We start from the raw sequence: 15,665 nt of genomic DNA, 5'->3' as shown, positions 1-15,665 counted from the left end.
GGAGCCGGACGCCGGGACCGGTCTAGGAGCCCGCCGCCCGAATCACCGCGGCGGTGACAGCGGGCGCTACCCGCGGGTCGAGGGGGCTGGGCACGATGTAGGCCGCGGAGAGCTTGTCCTCGGCCAGCTCGGCGATCGCCCCAGCGGCCGCGATCTTCATCGCCGGGGTGATGCGGCGCGCGCCCGCGTCCAGGGCGCCGCGGAAGATGCCGGGGAACGCGAGGACGTTGTTGATCTGGTTCGGGAAGTCGCTGCGCCCGGTGGCGACGACGGCAGCGTGCCGGCGCGCGACGTCGGGCGCCACCTCCGGATCCGGATTCGACAGCGCGAAGACGATCGCGCCGTCGGCCATCCCGGCGAGGTGCTCCTCGGGCACCGTGGAGGAGGAGACGCCGATGAAGACGTCCGCCCCCGCGAGGGCCTCCGCCGTCCCGCCGGTGACGCCCCGCGGGTTGGTGCGGGCCGCGTACTCGGCCTTCATGGCGTTGCGCGGCTTGTCCAGATCCGGTCGGCCGGCGTGGATGGCGCCCTTGGAGTCCAGCAGGACCACGTCCGTGAGTCCGGTGGCGAGGAGGATCTCGGCGATGGCGATGCCCGCCGCGCCCGCGCCGGCAATGACGGCCTTGAGCCCGGCGAGCTCCTTGCCCACCACCTTGGCGGCGTTGGTGAGCGCGGCGAGGACCACGACGGCGGTCCCGTGCTGGTCATCGTGCATCACGGGCATGTCGAGGGCCTCGATGAGCTTGGCCTCGAGCTCGAAGCAGCGCGGCGCGGAGACGTCCTCGAGGTTCACGGCGCCGAAGCTCGGAGCGATGCGGACGATGGTCTCGACGATCTCGTCCACGTCGGTGGTGTCCAGCACGATCGGGATCGAGTCCAGGCCGCCGAAGGTCTTGAACAGGGCGCTCTTGCCCTCCATCACGGGCAGCGACGCGGAGGGCCCGATGTCGCCCAGGCCCAGCACGGCGGTTCCGTCGGAGACGACGGCCACGAGGCGCGAGGCCCAGGTGTGCGTGCGGGCCAGGGTGGGATCGGCGGCGATGGCACGGGACACCTGCGCCACGCCGGGCGTGTACGCGATGGAGAGGTCCCGCTTCGTGGCGAGCGGGCGCTCGACCGCGACCGAGAGCTTCCCGCCCTCGTGGGCGGCGAAGATCTCCTCGTCGGTGATCGCGGACTGGTTCTGGCTGGGTGCATCAAGGGACGTCGACACGGCATTGTCTCCTGGGTCTGGGCCGTCCTGCCCGGCGGACCCGGTGCACGACGGCGGGGCGGGCCGCACGCTGGACGCCGCGCCGACCGCTTCGTCGGGCACAGGCATGCAGGGCACAGCCGCTAGGGGAGGATCCGGGGTCATTGCCGGGTTCGGCGCTTCCGGGGGCCGGCTGATGGGCGAGGATGTCCGCCGCGCACCGGCCTCGGGGAAAGAGGTAGGGACATCATACGCGGGAAGCAGTGTCCTTCCGCAAGGCGGAGACCACGAGGGAAGGCTCAGTCGTCGAGCCACTCGAGGGCCACGGCGGCGGTCCAGGACTGGTCTGGGCTGCCGAGCGGCTCCCCGGTGAACGGCTCGTAGTACTCGCCGAAATGGCCCTCCGCGAGCTGGTCGAGGGAGGCCTCGCGCCACCGCGTGTACGCGGCTTCGTCGCCGTTCCCCCGGACGGACTGGGCGAGGTACCACGTCATGACCGGCCAGACCGGGCCCCGCCAGTACTCCCGGGGGCGGAATTCGGCGGACACGGGCGAGGTCGAGGGCGGCAGGGCGAAGGCGAGCCTCGGGTCCCCCGCCCACGCCGGCCCGTCAAGGAGCGCCAGCTGGGCCTCGCGGACTGCTGTGTCGGTGCTCGAGACGAGGGGGGCAAATCCGGCGATCGTGGGCTTGGCAATCCACTCGCCCGTGAGGACGTCTCGGTCCCTCGCGAGCCCCGTCTCCGGGTCGACGGTGGCGTCCACCCCCTCGCGGAACTCGGCGGCCCAGTCTCGCAGGCGTCCAGGATCGGACGCCGGGTCCCCGGCGTGGCCCAGTCGTTCTGCGAGGACGGCCAGGTCCTCGTTCGCGGCTGCGAGCGCGGCGGAGGCGAACACGTCCTTGACCTGGAAGTCCACCGCACCCGGGAGCCGCTCGTCGTCGTACGCCACGTCCGCCATCTGCTGCACGAGCCACAGGTAGCGCGCGTACTCGTCGTCGCTCGGGCGCTGGCTCGCGTCCTGGACGATCCGGGTGTCCGTTCGCACGAACGGCTCGACCTCCCCGGGGTGGACGCGGGCGTAGGGCCCATCGAACCGCGGCGAGTTGTCCATGCCGGACTCCCAGCCGTGGTAGGTCGTCACGAGCCCGGAACCGTCCGCCGCGCGGGCCCGGCGCAGCCACTCGTGCCACAGGGCCCACCGCGGCAGCGTGTGGCGCGCGAACTCCTCGGCGAGCCGTGCGTCCTCGCCGCCGTTCGCCGTCGCCCGTTCCACGATCCGCCTCAGCATCGTCGCATGCACCGGCGGCTGGCAGATGCCGCTCGAGCGCACGCCCGCGGGCGAGATCCCGGCCGTGCGCCAGCGGTCCGCACCGGGGAAGTAGCCCTCCACGTCGGCGAAGACAATGTGCGGGATCATGCCCGAATCCCACTGCGCCTCGAGCAGGTGCGCCAGCTCCGCGAGCGCACGCGGGACGCTCACGGTCGAGAGCCCCGCAGCCACGAAGGCGGCGTCCCAGCTCCACTGGTGGGGATAGAGCCGGGGTGCCGCGGTCACGATCGTGCCCGTGTCGTTCGCGGCGAGCACCTCCCGCGCCCTGTCGCGCAGCTGCGTCGCGTCCATGGATCCGAGGATGCTCGGGTTCCTGCAGACGCGTCAACGCCTCAGCCGGGGCCCACCCCCTCTGGCGTATAGTTGAACAGTCCCCCGGCACGCCCCCCTTGAGCCGTGCCGGATGCGTGCAGAAGCGTCCGGAAAGAGGTTGCTGCGCTGTGCTTGAACTGCCCCAGGATCTGGTGACTCCAGCCCCGCCGCCGGCCACGCCCCGGCTGGCCGCCCGGTACAACCAGCTCCTGGACACGGCAGCCCGCTTCGCCACGCGGGAGTACGCCGACGTCGACGTCACCGACGTGGCCAGCGAGGCCGGGGTCTCCTCGAGCACCGCCTACCGGTACTTCCCGTCCGCCGCGCACCTCCTCCTCGCCCTCCACCGGCGCCAGCTGCTCGAGCTGCGCGCCCGGGTCGAGGGGCGCGCCAACAGCGTGCGCACCGATGAGCAGCGCTCCCGCCAGCTGGTCGGTGCGGCGGTGGAGATGTTCGCGATGCGGATCTCGCAGCCCGCCGTGAACTCCTGCCTCGACGAGCTCGTCGTCCCGGTGGACCACGAGCTCGCGGGCCTCATCGGCGAGGTCGACGAGCTCGCGTGGTCCACGCTGGGCCAGCTGGCCGGCGGTTCCGGGCGCGGCAAGAGCATCCTGCACATCATCTCCGGGCTCGTCTCCGCTGTGCGGACCGGGCGGCTCATGCCCTACGAGGCGGAGCAGCAGCTCAAAGCTGCGTGCGAGATCGTCGCCCGACGCCGGGCCGTGCGCCACTGATCCGCTGACGCCAGGGAGCGCCTCCTGCCCGCAGGCCCTCAGGCACCCGCGCTCAGGCCGCAGCCTCAGGCGACCCCGCGGATCCTCGTGACGAAGACGGCACCGAAGAGGCCGATGACGGCAGCGGCGACGTAGAGCGATACGTAGCCGCCCAGGAACACGACGAACGGGTACGCGAGGGCGGGGGCGATCACCTGCGGAAGGGAGTTCGCGATGTTGATGACCCCCATGTCCTTGCCGCGGTCCTCGGCGCGCGGGAGCACCTGGGTGACGAGGGCGAAGTCGACTGCCTGATAGGCGCCGAAACCGATGCCGAGCACGCTCGCGCCGATGATCGCGCCCGGCCACGTGGGGATGAGCGCGATGGTGAGGGAGGCCGCGGCGATGACCGCGGACGAGATGACGACGAGCGGCTTGCGCTTCCCCATCCTGTCGCTGAGCTTGCCGCCGAGCACGCTCGTGATGATGACCAGGCACGTGTAGATGCCCGTCAGGATGAGCACCCCGGTAGCCGGGGGGATGCCTGTGGTCTGCTCGAGGTGCACCTCGTCGGCGAGGAAGTACACGAGGTACAGCAGCACCATGTGGTTGCCGATGTTCACAAGCAGCTTGGTGGTCCAGGCCCAGCCGAAGTCGGGGTAGCGGCGGGGGCTGACCCAGAACGAGGCGAGGAACCTGCGCAGGGCGAACGGGGCCAGCGCGGACCGCGGGAGCGGGATGTCGTCGGCGCGGAGGAGGTACACCACCACGCACGCCAGGAGCACCACAGCGCAGATGAGGTAGCCCAGGGAGAAGTTCCCGGCGACGGCAGCGGCCACGACGGCGCCGAGCAGGATGCCGACGGTGATGCCCATGGCACCGAAGCCGCCGAGGGAACCGCGCTGGGTCACCGGCACCTTGTCTGGAATGGCCGCCGTGATGGCGGCGTAGGCGGCGTTGCAGCCGGCCTGGACGAGGCACCACAGCGCCGTCATGACCGCCACGTTCGGCGCCCCGGCAAGGCCCACGAGGCCGATCGCCCCGACGACCGCGCCCCAGAATACCCAGGGCCGACGCCGCCCGAACCGCCCGGCCGTCCGGTCGGAGAGTGCGCCCGCGAGGGGGTTGCCGAAGACCGAGACGGCGGCGCCTGCACCGTTCACCAGCGCGAACACTGCCTCCTTTTGGCCCGGCTCGAAGTGGGCGGCCTGCTGCGCCAGGAGCACTTGGATCGGGGCGAAGAAGGCGACGTTGATGCCGATGTTGACCAGCACCACGCCGAGGATCCACGGCGCGCGGACTCGCGCCGCAGGCTCGGCGAGCGGTGCCTGCGCGTCGGGACGCGGCGTGGGCCGTTGCGCGTCTGACCGATGGGGCACGGTCACGGCGACCTCCGGCTGGGGCGAACAGGTGCCCTCAGATTACCCCTGGGAACGCGCGGGGCCGACAGATGAAGTCCGCGTGAGTACGGGTATTGTCGCAGCGTGGAAAGCAAGGTGTCGGCTTCCGACGTGACAGAGTCCGATACGGCGATGGCCGCGCAGGTCTACCAGCAGATCAGCAACACGATCTTCTCGGGACAGCTGCGCCCCGGCCAGCGCCTGCGCGAGCGCGAGCTCTCCGAGCAGTACGGCGTGTCCCGGATACCGGTCCGCGAGGCCATCCATCGGCTCGAGCAGGACGGCTTCCTCGTCACCGCACCCCGGCGCGGGGCGGTGGTGCGCCGGCTGACCCTCAAGGACGTGGACGAGCTGTTCGACCTTCGGGTGCTCCTGGAGTCCTTTGCGGCGGCGCGGGCAGCAGAGCGGGTCGCGGCGGGGGCTGACGGCTCGGTGCTGACCGAGACGCTCGCCCAGTCCCGCGCGGCGCTCGAGGCGGGTGACGCGGCCCGCACCTCGGAGCTGAACTCCGCGTTCCACGACCAGATCGTGGCGCTCACGGGCAACGCCCTGCTGGAACGCTCCATGCGCCCGCTGCGCGGCCTCAACCGCTGGATCTTCGGCCTGTCCGTGAACCGCCCTCTCGAACTCAGCGCCCACGAGCACGACGATCTCGCCGACGCGATCCTCACCGGCCGGGCGCAGCTGGCCGAATCCCTCTCGGCAGCGCACGTGGAGGCGGGCCGCATGCCCGTCACCGAAGGGCTCGCCCGCATCCTCATGGAGTAGCAGCGCAGGTAGGCTCATCCCATGGCCCCGAGTCCCTGGACCGCCCACGCACGGCGGTACCGCGAGATCGCGGACGTCCTTGCCCGCCACGGCCTGAGCCAGGTGCTGGCAGCCGCCGGATTCGCGCGCCTGCTCCCCCGTGGCCGTGCCGGCGTGGGCGGCGGCCCCGTCCCGGGCGCACCAGTGGGCGGCCCCGTCCATGTGCGCCTCGCGCTCGAGGAGCTCGGCCCCACGTTCATGAAGCTGGGCCAGATCCTGTCCACGCGCCCCGACCTCGTTCCCGAGGCGTACCAGCTCGAGCTGGCGAAGCTGCAGGACGCGGCGCCGCCGGTGGCCGCCGAGGCGATCCGCGCCGTCGTGCGCGAGGAGCTCGGTGAGGACGCCTTCAGCGCGTTCGCGGAGTTCGACGACGTCCCGCTCGCCAGCGCGTCGATCGGCCAGGTCCACCTCGCGCGGCTCGCGGACGGCGACGAGGATGGCGCGGGAACGCGCGTGGTGGTGAAGGTCCGCAAGCCCGGGGCCGTCGAGCGGATCCGGGAGGACCTCGAGATCCTCCGCAACGTGGCCGCGAGCGCGAGCCGGGCCTGGAGCGTCCTGGACGACTACAACGTCGTGGGGCTCGTCGAGGAGTTCTCCCGGACCCTCACGAAGGAGCTCGACTACCTCGAGGAGGGCCGCAACGCCGAGCGGTTCGCCGCCAACTTCGCCGGGGATGAGCGGTACCGCTTCCCGAGGGTCTTCTGGCACACCACGACCTCCCGCGTGCTCACGCTCGAGTACATGGAGGGCCTGAAGATCAACGACGTGGCCGCCCTCGACGCCGCGGGGCTGGACCGGCGTGCCCTCGCGGACCGCGCTGCGGCCGCGCTCGCGCAGATGATCTTCGATGACGGCTTCTTCCACGCCGACCCCCATCCCGGCAACATGTTCGTCGAGCCGAGCGGGCGCATCTCCGTCATCGACTTCGGCATGGTGGGCGAGATCGACGACAGACTGCGCGGCGACCTCGGGCACCTGCTCATCGCCCTCGCGCGCAAGGACCCCCGCCGGCTCGCCCGGGCGCTCGAGACGATGTCCCTCGGAGGCGCGGTGGCGGACCGCGCGCGGCTCGCGGCGGACGTCGCGGAGTTCATCCAGCTGTACGACGGCGTGGACCTCTCCGATGTCAACGTGGCGCGGCTCGCCCAGAGGCTCCTCGGCGTGGTGCGGAACCACCGGCTCCTCATGCCCGCCGAGGCCGCGATCATCATCAAGATGCTGGTCATGGCCGAGGGTCTGGGCCGGGTCCTCGACCCCGGATTCCGGCTCTCGCGGGTCCTCGAGCCGTACGTGCGGCGCCTCCTGCTCGAGCAGTACTCCCCGGCGGCCATCGTTCGCGGGCTCAAGGCCGCCGGCCTCACGGCCCTCGACCTCGCCACGGACGTCCCCGACCTCATCGACAACCTCAGCCGCATGCTCGACGCGGGCGGCTTCGAGGTCCACCTCCGCGCCGCCGAGCTCGAGCCGCTCGTGGCCCGCGCGGAGCGGATCGGCAACAAGGTCCTGGCCGGGGTCATCGCCGCGGCGTTCATCCGGGGCGTGGGCGAGGTGGTCTCCTCGGACAAGCGCTGGCGCGGCTGGCGCGAGCCCCTCGTGCGCACCGGTTTGGCGGGGCTCAGCGGCCTCACTGGCTATCTGGCCGTGACCACCCTCGGGCGCCGCAGGCGGCGGTAGGGGCGCCGCTCAGGTGACCGTGAGCTCCGCGAACATCCCGGACAGGTAGTGGCCCGGGAAGTTGCAGACCAGCTCGTAGTGCCCCGCGGGAAGGTCGAGGGTGGCCCAGGAGACCGCGCCCGGGGCGATTCCCTCGCCTGGCCCCGCCTCACACGACGCCGACGCCTCCCCGAGGCTGCCCGTCTCGTCCGCCGTCCCGTCGGCGTTCAGTGCCCTGGCACCCACCGCCTGGCCCTCCGGCAGCGGAAGGACGACGAGCTCGTGCGGGACCGAGCCCAGGTTCGTCACCACGAACGAGACCGTGCCGTGCGGGACCGACGTCCTGTCCGGCGAGAGCCGCATGGCGTGGCGCATCCTCGGCGAGCCCATCATTCCCCCGCCCCTGTCCGCCTCCGTGACCCTGACCGTGGTTCCGGGGAGGGCCGGGGCGCTGCAGGCCCGGGCTGCCCCGGCCGGGGCTCCCGCCCGCGGCGCGATGAGGGCAAGGGCCGCCAGGGACGCCGCCGTCAGAAGGACTGCGGCCAGAGCGGCCACCAGGATCGCGGGAAGGGCGCTCCTCCTCACGGCCTGCGCCTGAGGGCGTCGAGGCGGGCCCTGTACTCCGTCTCGTCGATCTCACCGCGGGCGAACCGCTGGGCCAGGATGTGCTCGGGGTCCTCCTGCTGAGGGCCCGGCGGGTAGGTCCCGCGTCCGCCCCAGCCGCCGCGGGAACCGCGGACCAGCAGGACGACGACCGCTGCGACTCCTCCCCAGAAGAGGAGCATGACGATGCCCATCACCACCCAGCCCCAGACTCCTGCGCCTCCATACCAGCCGTACATCATGGTGTCCTCCTCCGTCACGGCTGAGTTTCCTCGCCGCACGGCGGGAGGGACAGGGCCGTTCGTCCCGCGCTGCCGCCCTCGGTGCTAGTGGTGGGCGCGGGCCGTGACGGCGATCGTGATCTCCTCGACGTTGGGCAGGGCGTGGCCGAGGCGGTGCGCCCCGGCGGCCCTCAGCTCGTCGGCCTCGGCGGCAGTGGACATCGGATCGACCCGGACCAGGGCCGAGCCGTGGAGGCGGTGGCCGATCCACCGGAGCTGGAGGCGCTCGACTCCCAGCACTCCCGGCGTATGGGACAGGGCGTGCTCTGCACGGTCCACGAGGTCGGGCTCGACCCCGTCGAGCAGGCGCCGGCCGAGGCTGCGGACCGTGCCCCACAGGAGCACGAAGATCGCGATGCTGATGAGCAGCCCGACGATCGGGTCGGCCAGCGGGAAGCCGAGCATGACGCCGATGGCGCCGACGACGACGGCCAGGGAGGTGAAGCCGTCGGTACGGGCGTGGATGCCGTCCGCCACGAGGGCCGCCGAGCCGATCTTCCGGCCAACGCGGATGCGGTACACCGCCACGGCCTCGTTGCCGGCGAATCCGATGACGCCCGCAGCCGCGACCCACCACAGGTTCTCGAGCGGCTGCGGGTGGAAGAGGCGGTCGACCGACTGCCAGCCGGCCACGATGGCGGAAAGGGCCACCACGGCGATGATGAAGAGTCCGGAGAGGTCCTCTGCCTTGCCCAAGCCGTAGGTGTAGCGGCGGGTGGCCGGACGGCGCGCCAGCAGGAAGGCCACCCACAGCGGGACGGCGGTGAGCGCGTCGGAGAAGTTGTGGACGGTGTCGGCCAGAAGCGCCACCGAGCCGCTGATCAGGACCACGAGGAACTGCAGGACCGTGGTGCCCAGCAGGGCGAAGAGGCTGATCTTCAGGGCGCGCACGCCCTCCGTGCTCGCCTCCAGGGCGTCGTCGATCGAGTCCGAGGAATCGTGGGTGTGCGGGACGAAGAATTCCTGGAGGGCTCCGAGGAACCCGTGATGGTGATCATGCCCGTGGCCGTGGTCGTGCTCGTGCCCGTGGCCGTGCTCATGCCCGTGGTCGTGCGCGTGCTCATGACCGTGGTCATGGTCATGGTCATGGTCGTGATCGTGGTGCTCTCCCGCGCGATGGGGGGCGTGCTCGGCGCTCATGCGCTCTCCTTCCGGGACGCCTCGGCGTCCGCGTCGCGGTGGTGGTGGCGCGGGACGCCGCCGAGCGAGTGCTCGGCCTGGAAGATGGCGTCGGAGACCATCTGCGGGACGTGCTCGTTGGCCAGACTGTAGAACGCCCTCGTGCCCTCGTGGCGGGCCACGACGATGCGGGCCAGACGGAGTTTGGCCAAGTGCTGGGAGACGGCCGCCGGCGCTTTGCCCACGATCTCGGACAGGTGGTTCACGGACAGTTCGCCGTTGCCCCGCAGCGCGAGGACGATCCGGACACGGGTCGCATCGGCGAGCATCGAGAACACCTCGACGGCGAGGTCGACGTACTGCGAGTCCGGATCGAGTCCGCACATCTTCGTATCTGCGTTCACACGCAGATAATGGCACGTTCAGGCGGAGCGCGGCAACGCAGGCTCCTCCGCCCTACGCCCGCGCCGCCTACTCCCCCCGCACCGCGGCGAGGGCCGCTCGCAGGCGAGTGCCGGCGTCGTCCGCGACCTCGCGCACCTGCTCGCTCGAGCTGACCTGCACCATCGTCTGCGGGTCGATGGCCTCGACGGTCGTCTCGTCCGCGCCGGGGCCGCGGCGCACCACGACGTTGCACGGCAGGAGCGCGCCCATCTCGGGCTCCGCGGCCAGGGCACGGCTTGCGAGGTTCGGGTTGCAGGCGCCGAGGATCACGTAGTCGCCGACGGCGTTCGCGGCGTCGGCGCCGAGCTTGGCCGCAAACGTGGTGCGGATGTCGATCTCCGTGAGGATGCCGAAGCCCTGGTCCTTGAGGGCCGCGCGGACGGCCTCGACAGCCTCGGCGTAGGGGAGCTGGACGTTGGTGGTCAGGGTGTAGGCCATGCGCCCACGGTGCCATTCCGGGAAGGGATGGGCAAGGGCGCGCCTGGAGGGCGCATGGCCTCCGTGTGCGCTACGCCACGTAGCTCAGCACTCCCATCATCCCCCGCGCCGCGTGGTACGCGTTGTGGCAGTGGTACAGCCACTGGCCCGGATTGTCGGCGTCGAGGAACACGCTCACGGTCCGGCCCGGGCGCACGATCACGGTGTCCTTCCGGGCGCCCGCATCACCGACCTGGAACGTGTGCCCGTGCACGTGCATGGGGTGCCACATCATGCCCTCGTTGACGAAGTCGATCTGGACCCTCTGCCCCTGCCGGACCTCGAGCGCACCCTCGTAGGGGTTTGCCATGTCGAAACGCCGGCCATTGAGGCCCCAGTCGTACGCCATCATCGAACCCGTAAGCCGGACCGTGTGCTTGACGTCGACCGAGCGGGAAGCCAGGCGCACGGTCGAGGCGGAGCTGAGCTGGCCGCCGTCGACCACCATGCCGCCGAGGCGTGCCGGCAGCGCGGCGGGGTCGGGCTCTTTCCCGCTCCCGGTGCTGATCCGGCCGAGGGCGAGCCCGGCCTTGCCCTCGGGGCGCGCCATGAGGGGCGTCCATCCGGCGGGGACGGTGAGGAGGGCGTCGATCCGCTCCCCCATGCCGAGCACGACGGCGTCGACGTCCTTGCGCTCGACGGGGTACCCGTCGGTGTGGGTCACCGTGAGCTTCAGCCCCGGGGCGCCGACACGGTAGGCGGTGTCGCCCCCGGCGTTGATGAGCCGCAGGCGGACGCGGTCACCCGGCTTGGCCGTGACGGTGTCCGGATCCTCGGGGGTACGGCCATTGAAGAGGTGCAGCGGGTAGCGGACGTCTCCGGCGTCGCCGCCGAGGAAGTCGCTCATCGAGCCCATGGCCATGTACGTGCCGCTGTGCTGCATCCCGCCCATGCCGCCGGACATGCCACCGCCCATCCCGCCGGAGAGCTCCTTGAGGACGTCCTCCGGGGTGCCGGTCACACCGTCCATCCAGTCGTCGAGCACGATGACCCACTCGTGGTCCCAATCCTTCGTCTCGGAGGGGTCGTCGACGACGAGCGGGCCGTAGAGGCCGCGCTCGCGCTGGAGCTCCACGTGGGAGTGGTACCAGTACGTGCCCGGGTGCGCGAGGCGGAATCCGTAGCTGAAGGATCCCCCGGCCGCGACGTCCTTCTGCGTGAGCATCTCGACCCCGTCCTGGTCGTTGGCGAGGGCGAGTCCGTGCCAGTGGACCACGGTCGGCTCCGGAAGCGCGTTCTCGAGGGCCACCTCGAGCCTGTCGCCCACGGATCCGCGCAGCAGCGACCCGTTGATCGCGTCGTTGTAGCCCCAGGTCTGCACAGGCTTGCCGGCCAGGTTGGCGGTGAGCGGGGCGGCCCGCAGGCTCGCCGAGACAGTGCGCCCGGACGAGGGCCGGGCTGCTTCCGCGGCCCGGACCGCCTCATCCGTGGACATGACGCGGCGGACCGCGGACGGTGCTGAACCGTCCGACGGCGTGCTGCAAGCGGCGAGCAGCGCGGCCGATGCAGCGCCCAGCGTCACTCCCAGGAAGGTCCGGCGGGGCAGCCCCTGTGCTGTCAGCGAGTTCATGAGGCACTCCCGGCCGCGTAGGCGGAGAAGGTCGCACCGCCGTCGCGGGACTCGAGGAGCCCCTTGTCGGTAGCGGCCCACATCCGCACAGGCCCCCCGGAGGCAACAGCGGTGATGGCCTCGACGGCACTCTCCACGCGGCCGGTCGGCGCCCATGTAGTGCCGGCGTCCCCGCTCGAGTAGACCGCGCCGTCGGGGGCCACCCCGACGGCGCGCCGGGCGTCGGCGAAGGCCGCGAACTGCAGCAGCGGAGCATTGGGCACGGCGCCCCATGTTGCTCCGCCGTCCGGCGAGGCGAAGAGGCCCTCCTCGGTGGTCGCCAGAACGGTGTCCGTCGCGGCGTGGCCGGCGAGCGCCGCGGGATGGATGCTCGCGGCGCTATTGCTCCAGGAGGTCCCGTCCGCCGTGCGCTTGAGGGTTCCGTCGAACCCGACGAGGCCGGACTTCGTGACGGTCAGCGCGTGGAAGTCCGAGGCTCCCTCGTTGGACACGGTGGTCCACGTCCTGCCGCCGTCCACCGAGCGCATGAGGCCGAGCGGATTCTTCTTGGCCGATCCGGGACCGGGGTGGCCGGAGGCCCAGAGCGTGCCGGCGGGATCGCCCACGAAGCCCATGAAGTCGTCGGGCGCCCCCAAGGGCTGCAGGGCGGCGGTGCCTGCGGCTGACGCGCCGGACATGTCGAACACTCCGTGGTGGGTCCCGATGAGCAGTGTGGAGCCGTCCGCAGTGGCGGCGAGGCCGTGGACGTGCCCTCCCGGCAGGGATTTGGGCGAGGTGTGGCCTTCCGGGCTCGTGAGGGAGGCGGTGGTGGAGGGAGCGGCGCTGCACCCGGTCAGTGCCAGGGCGAGGAGGGCAGCGGCAGGCAGGGCTGAGGTCTTGGCGTTCATGGAAGTCTTTCCGATCAGTGGAGACGGCAGGTTGGGCAGTGGGCCCGACTCACGTCCTGCTGACGGAGAGTTCTGCGAGGTCCGGGACGGGGGCACGTGCCCGCACAGCACCCGGCACAGCTGTGGGAAGTGCGCTCTGCAGCGCATCCGAGCGCTCGAGGACGACGGCGGACGGCGGTCCCGGGGGCAGGGCCCCGAGCGCCGGAGTGCAGTGTGCTGCAGCGCCGACAGGTGCGTGCTTCCCGTGGGAGCAGACGCTGGCGGGCGGGACGGCGGGAGTAGCACCGACGCTCTGGACCGCACCAACGCGGTGCGCGCCACCCTTGGCGTGAGCCGCATGGGAGGTCGGGATGATCGCCGTGTTCGTCGCCGGCCCCTGCACAGCGGCAGAGCCGTGAAGGGACGCGGGCGGTTCCTCAGCCGTGATCGTGACAGGGCTGGCGAGCGCGGCTGCCATGGAGCCGGGGGCCAGCACATGCATCCCCAGGAGCCCGGCCGTGACTGCGCCCACGAGCAGCACGAGCCGCGTGGCTCGCCACAGGCCGTGCGCCCACCAGGGGCTGAGGGCCCGCACTCGGGGGTGGAGCGGTTTCAGCGTCACGAATCCCCCGCTCTACGCGATCTTCCGGGGGTCAAGGTCGAGCCGCCGCAGCAGCTGCGCGTTGAGCGCCACGACGATCGTGGAGAGGGACATGAGCACGGCTCCGACGGCGGGCGAGAGCATGACTCCGGCGAACGCGAGGACACCGGCTGCAAGGGGCACGGTGATGACGTTGTATCCCGTGGCCCACACGAGGTTCTGCCACATCTTGCGGTAGCTGGCGCGGGAGAGTTCGACGACGGAGACCACCGAGCGGGGATCGTTGCCGGCCAGGACCACACCTGCCGACTCGATGGCGACGTCGGTGCCGGCACCGATGGCGATGCCCACATCGGCGCGGGCAAGGGCGGGGGCGTCGTTGACGCCGTCGCCGACCATCGCGACCTTCAGCCCGCGCGCCTGGAGCTCGGCGACCTTCTGGTCCTTGTCCTGCGGGAGGACCTGCGCGAACACCTCGTCGATGCCGAGGTCCTCCGCCACGGCGTCGGCGACCTGCTGGGCGTCGCCGGTGATCATCGCGACGCGGATGCCCCGCTCGCGCAGGGCCGCGACCGCGGTGCGGGACTCCTGGCGCACCGAGTCCTCGAGGGCGAGGGCGCCGATCACCTCTCCGTCGCGGAGGACATGGAGGATCGAGGCGCCGCGGGCCGTCCAACGGCCCACCGCGTCCCGGAGCTCTCCCGGGCTTTCCACGCCCTGCTCGGCCAGCAGGGCCGGGCCGCCGATCTGGACCAGGGCCTCGCCGGTGGAGTCCTGGACCCGGGCACGGACGCCGCGCCCGGGCTGCATCTGGCTCTCATGCGCGGCGGGCACGCTCACGCCGCGCTCGGCGGCAGCCCGCACGATGGCGCGGGCGAGGGGATGCTCGCTCTCGGACTCGGCGGCCGCAGCGAGCGCGAGCATGCGGTCCTCGTCCGGCCCGACGGCGGCGAGGCCCACGAGCTCGGGCTCGCCCTTGGTCAGGGTGCCGGTCTTGTCGAAGAGGACGGCGGTCACGGTGCGCATGCGCTCGAGCGCCAGGCGGTCCTTGACGAGGACGCCGCCCTTGGCCGCGCGTTCCGTCGAGATGGCGATGACGAGCGGGATGGCCAGGCCGAGCGCGTGCGGGCAGGCGATGACAAGGACGGTCACGGTGGCGGTCACGGCCGTCGGCAGCTGCCCGAGGAGGGTCCACGCGATGAAGGTCAGGATGCCGGCGCCGGAGGCGAAGTAGAAGAGGAAGGCGGCGGCCCTGTCCGCGAGGGCCTGAGCGCGCGAGGAGGAGGCCTGCGCATCGGCGACCATGCGCTGGATGCCCGCGAGCGCCGTCGACTCCCCCACGGCCTCAACGCGGACGCGCACGCTCGTGTCGGTGGCGACGGTGCCGGCCACGACGGCCTCGCCCGGGCCCCGCGAGACGGTCCGGGACTCGCCGGTGATCATCGACTCGTCGAGCTCGGCGGTGCCGGCCTCGATCCGGCCATCGGCAGGGAGCCGGCCGCCGGCGCGGACGAGGACGAGGTCTCCGGGGGCAAGCTGCGCCGCCGGGACGGTCTCCGTCCCGCCGTCGGGCAGGACGCGCTCCGCCTCATCGGGCAGGAGCGCGGCGAGGGCCTCGAGGGCGCCCCGGGAGGCGCCGAGGGCGCGCATCTCGAGCCAGTGGCCGAGCAGCATGATGGTCACGAGGAGCGCGAGCTCCCACCAGAAATCGAGGTCGAATCCGCCGATCTTCAGGCTCGTGGCCCACGAGGCGAGGAACGCGACCGTGATGGCCATGGCGATCAGCAGCATCATGCCGGGCGTGCGTGACCGGAGCTCGCTGGCGCCGCCCTTCAAGAACGGCATGCCGCCGTAGACGAAGATGACGGTGCCGAGGACGGGACCGATCCACGCGCTGCCCGGGAAGGCGGGCGGCATGCCGCCGAAGAGGTGCCAGAACATGGGGCTGAAGATCACGACGACGACCGAGAGCGCCAGCGTCAGCCAGAACCTGTCCCGGAACATGGCCACCGAATGGCCGGCGTGCTCCCCGTGGGTGTGCATCGCATGGGGGTCGCCGTGGCCTGCATGGAGCTGGGCCGTCATGTCCTCGGGATGCTCCCCGTGGGGGCCGTGCTCGTGCTGCAGGGTTGAGCCTGCCTCGTGGTGGTGCTCGTGCGTGTGCTGGTTCACCGTTCTACCCGTTCTTTCCTCAGGAGGGTCAGTTCGGGCTGTGGGGCGATCGGCGGTAGCGGGGGCGCCCCCGGACCGTGTACATCGCTGACAGCGCACTTCGAACATACCCCCCTAGGGTATAAAG

The 15,665-nt window shown here is 71.8% G+C and carries 15 protein-coding genes; 3 read left to right on the top strand and 12 right to left on the bottom strand.

Annotated features, from left to right (window positions below; all coding sequences use genetic code 11):
• Positions 1 to 22 precede the first annotated feature (22 nt).
• Together IE231_RS09790 and ggh are read right to left on the bottom strand one after the other, a co-directional pair.
• Complete coding sequence (locus tag IE231_RS09790) at positions 23 to 1,213, bottom strand: NAD(P)-dependent malic enzyme (protein ID WP_229866617.1); 1,191 nt, start codon at positions 1,211 to 1,213, stop codon at positions 23 to 25.
• A 278-nt stretch (positions 1,214 to 1,491) separates the two neighbouring features.
• Positions 1,492 to 2,811, bottom strand: coding sequence for a glucosylglycerate hydrolase (ggh, locus tag IE231_RS09785; protein ID WP_189693761.1), 1,320 nt, complete (start codon positions 2,809 to 2,811; stop codon positions 1,492 to 1,494).
• Positions 2,812 to 2,984: 173 nt separating this feature from the next.
• On the opposite strand from ggh, the gene IE231_RS09780 reads away from it, so the two are divergent.
• The gene (locus IE231_RS09780) at positions 2,985 to 3,566 is read left to right on the top strand and encodes a TetR/AcrR family transcriptional regulator (protein ID WP_189693760.1); all 582 of its coding nucleotides are present in this window, start codon (positions 2,985 to 2,987) and stop codon (positions 3,564 to 3,566) included.
• Positions 3,567 to 3,631: 65 nt separating this feature from the next.
• Here IE231_RS09780 and IE231_RS09775 read toward each other — a convergent pair whose 3' ends face one another.
• Entirely contained in the window at positions 3,632 to 4,924 is a 1,293-nt protein-coding gene (locus IE231_RS09775) for an MFS transporter (RefSeq protein WP_189693846.1), read from the bottom strand.
• A 132-nt stretch (positions 4,925 to 5,056) separates the two neighbouring features.
• Here IE231_RS09775 and IE231_RS09770 point away from each other — a divergent pair, with 132 nt between their 5' ends.
• Positions 5,057 to 5,713 (top strand): GntR family transcriptional regulator, encoded by a 657-nt coding sequence (locus IE231_RS09770; protein ID WP_189693759.1) that lies wholly within the window; start codon positions 5,057 to 5,059, stop codon positions 5,711 to 5,713.
• A gap of 21 nt (positions 5,714 to 5,734) precedes the next feature.
• Positions 5,735 to 7,426 carry an ABC1 kinase family protein gene (locus IE231_RS09765; protein WP_189693758.1) on the top strand — a complete coding sequence of 564 codons (1,692 nt, stop codon included), beginning with the start codon at positions 5,735 to 5,737 and terminating at the stop codon, positions 7,424 to 7,426.
• Positions 7,427 to 7,435: 9 nt separating this feature from the next.
• Here IE231_RS09765 and IE231_RS09760 read toward each other — a convergent pair whose 3' ends face one another.
• From IE231_RS09760 to IE231_RS09720, 9 genes are all read right to left on the bottom strand, one after another.
• Positions 7,436 to 7,990, bottom strand: coding sequence for a sulfocyanin-like copper-binding protein (locus tag IE231_RS09760; protein ID WP_229866616.1), 555 nt, complete (start codon positions 7,988 to 7,990; stop codon positions 7,436 to 7,438).
• Entirely contained in the window at positions 7,987 to 8,268 is a 282-nt protein-coding gene (locus IE231_RS09755) for an SHOCT domain-containing protein (protein WP_229866615.1), read from the bottom strand. Before IE231_RS09755 ends, IE231_RS09760 begins: the two co-directional genes overlap by 4 nt.
• A gap of 66 nt (positions 8,269 to 8,334) precedes the next feature.
• Complete coding sequence (locus tag IE231_RS09750) at positions 8,335 to 9,429, bottom strand: cation diffusion facilitator family transporter (RefSeq protein ID WP_189693757.1); 1,095 nt, start codon at positions 9,427 to 9,429, stop codon at positions 8,335 to 8,337.
• A complete protein-coding gene (locus tag IE231_RS09745) occupies positions 9,426 to 9,794 on the bottom strand; it encodes an ArsR/SmtB family transcription factor (protein WP_189693843.1) in 369 nt (122 codons plus the stop codon). Before IE231_RS09745 ends, IE231_RS09750 begins: the two co-directional genes overlap by 4 nt.
• Positions 9,795 to 9,879: 85 nt before the next feature.
• Positions 9,880 to 10,290: a DUF302 domain-containing protein gene (locus IE231_RS09740; RefSeq protein ID WP_189693756.1), complete on the bottom strand. Its 411-nt coding sequence runs from the start codon at positions 10,288 to 10,290 to the stop codon at positions 9,880 to 9,882.
• 70 nt (positions 10,291 to 10,360) lie between these two features.
• Entirely contained in the window at positions 10,361 to 11,899 is a 1,539-nt protein-coding gene (locus tag IE231_RS09735; RefSeq protein WP_189693755.1) for a multicopper oxidase family protein, read from the bottom strand.
• Entirely contained in the window at positions 11,896 to 12,786 is an 891-nt protein-coding gene (locus IE231_RS09730; RefSeq protein WP_189693754.1) for a F510_1955 family glycosylhydrolase, read from the bottom strand. The genes IE231_RS09735 and IE231_RS09730 overlap by 4 nt, the downstream gene beginning before the upstream one ends.
• A gap of 49 nt (positions 12,787 to 12,835) precedes the next feature.
• Positions 12,836 to 13,387 (bottom strand): hypothetical protein, encoded by a 552-nt coding sequence (locus tag IE231_RS09725; RefSeq protein WP_189693753.1) that lies wholly within the window; start codon positions 13,385 to 13,387, stop codon positions 12,836 to 12,838.
• Between the two features lie 12 nt (positions 13,388 to 13,399).
• Entirely contained in the window at positions 13,400 to 15,646 is a 2,247-nt protein-coding gene (locus IE231_RS09720; protein WP_374189432.1) for a heavy metal translocating P-type ATPase, read from the bottom strand.
• Between the last annotated feature and the right edge of the window lie 19 nt (positions 15,647 to 15,665).

Source organism: Sinomonas cellulolyticus (genome assembly GCF_014656475.1).
In the GTDB taxonomy this organism is placed as follows: Bacteria; Actinomycetota; Actinomycetes; order Actinomycetales; family Micrococcaceae; genus Sinomonas; species Sinomonas cellulolyticus.
Note: the sequence above shows the minus strand (reverse complement) of the source record. Positions and strands in the feature narration are given on the sequence as shown.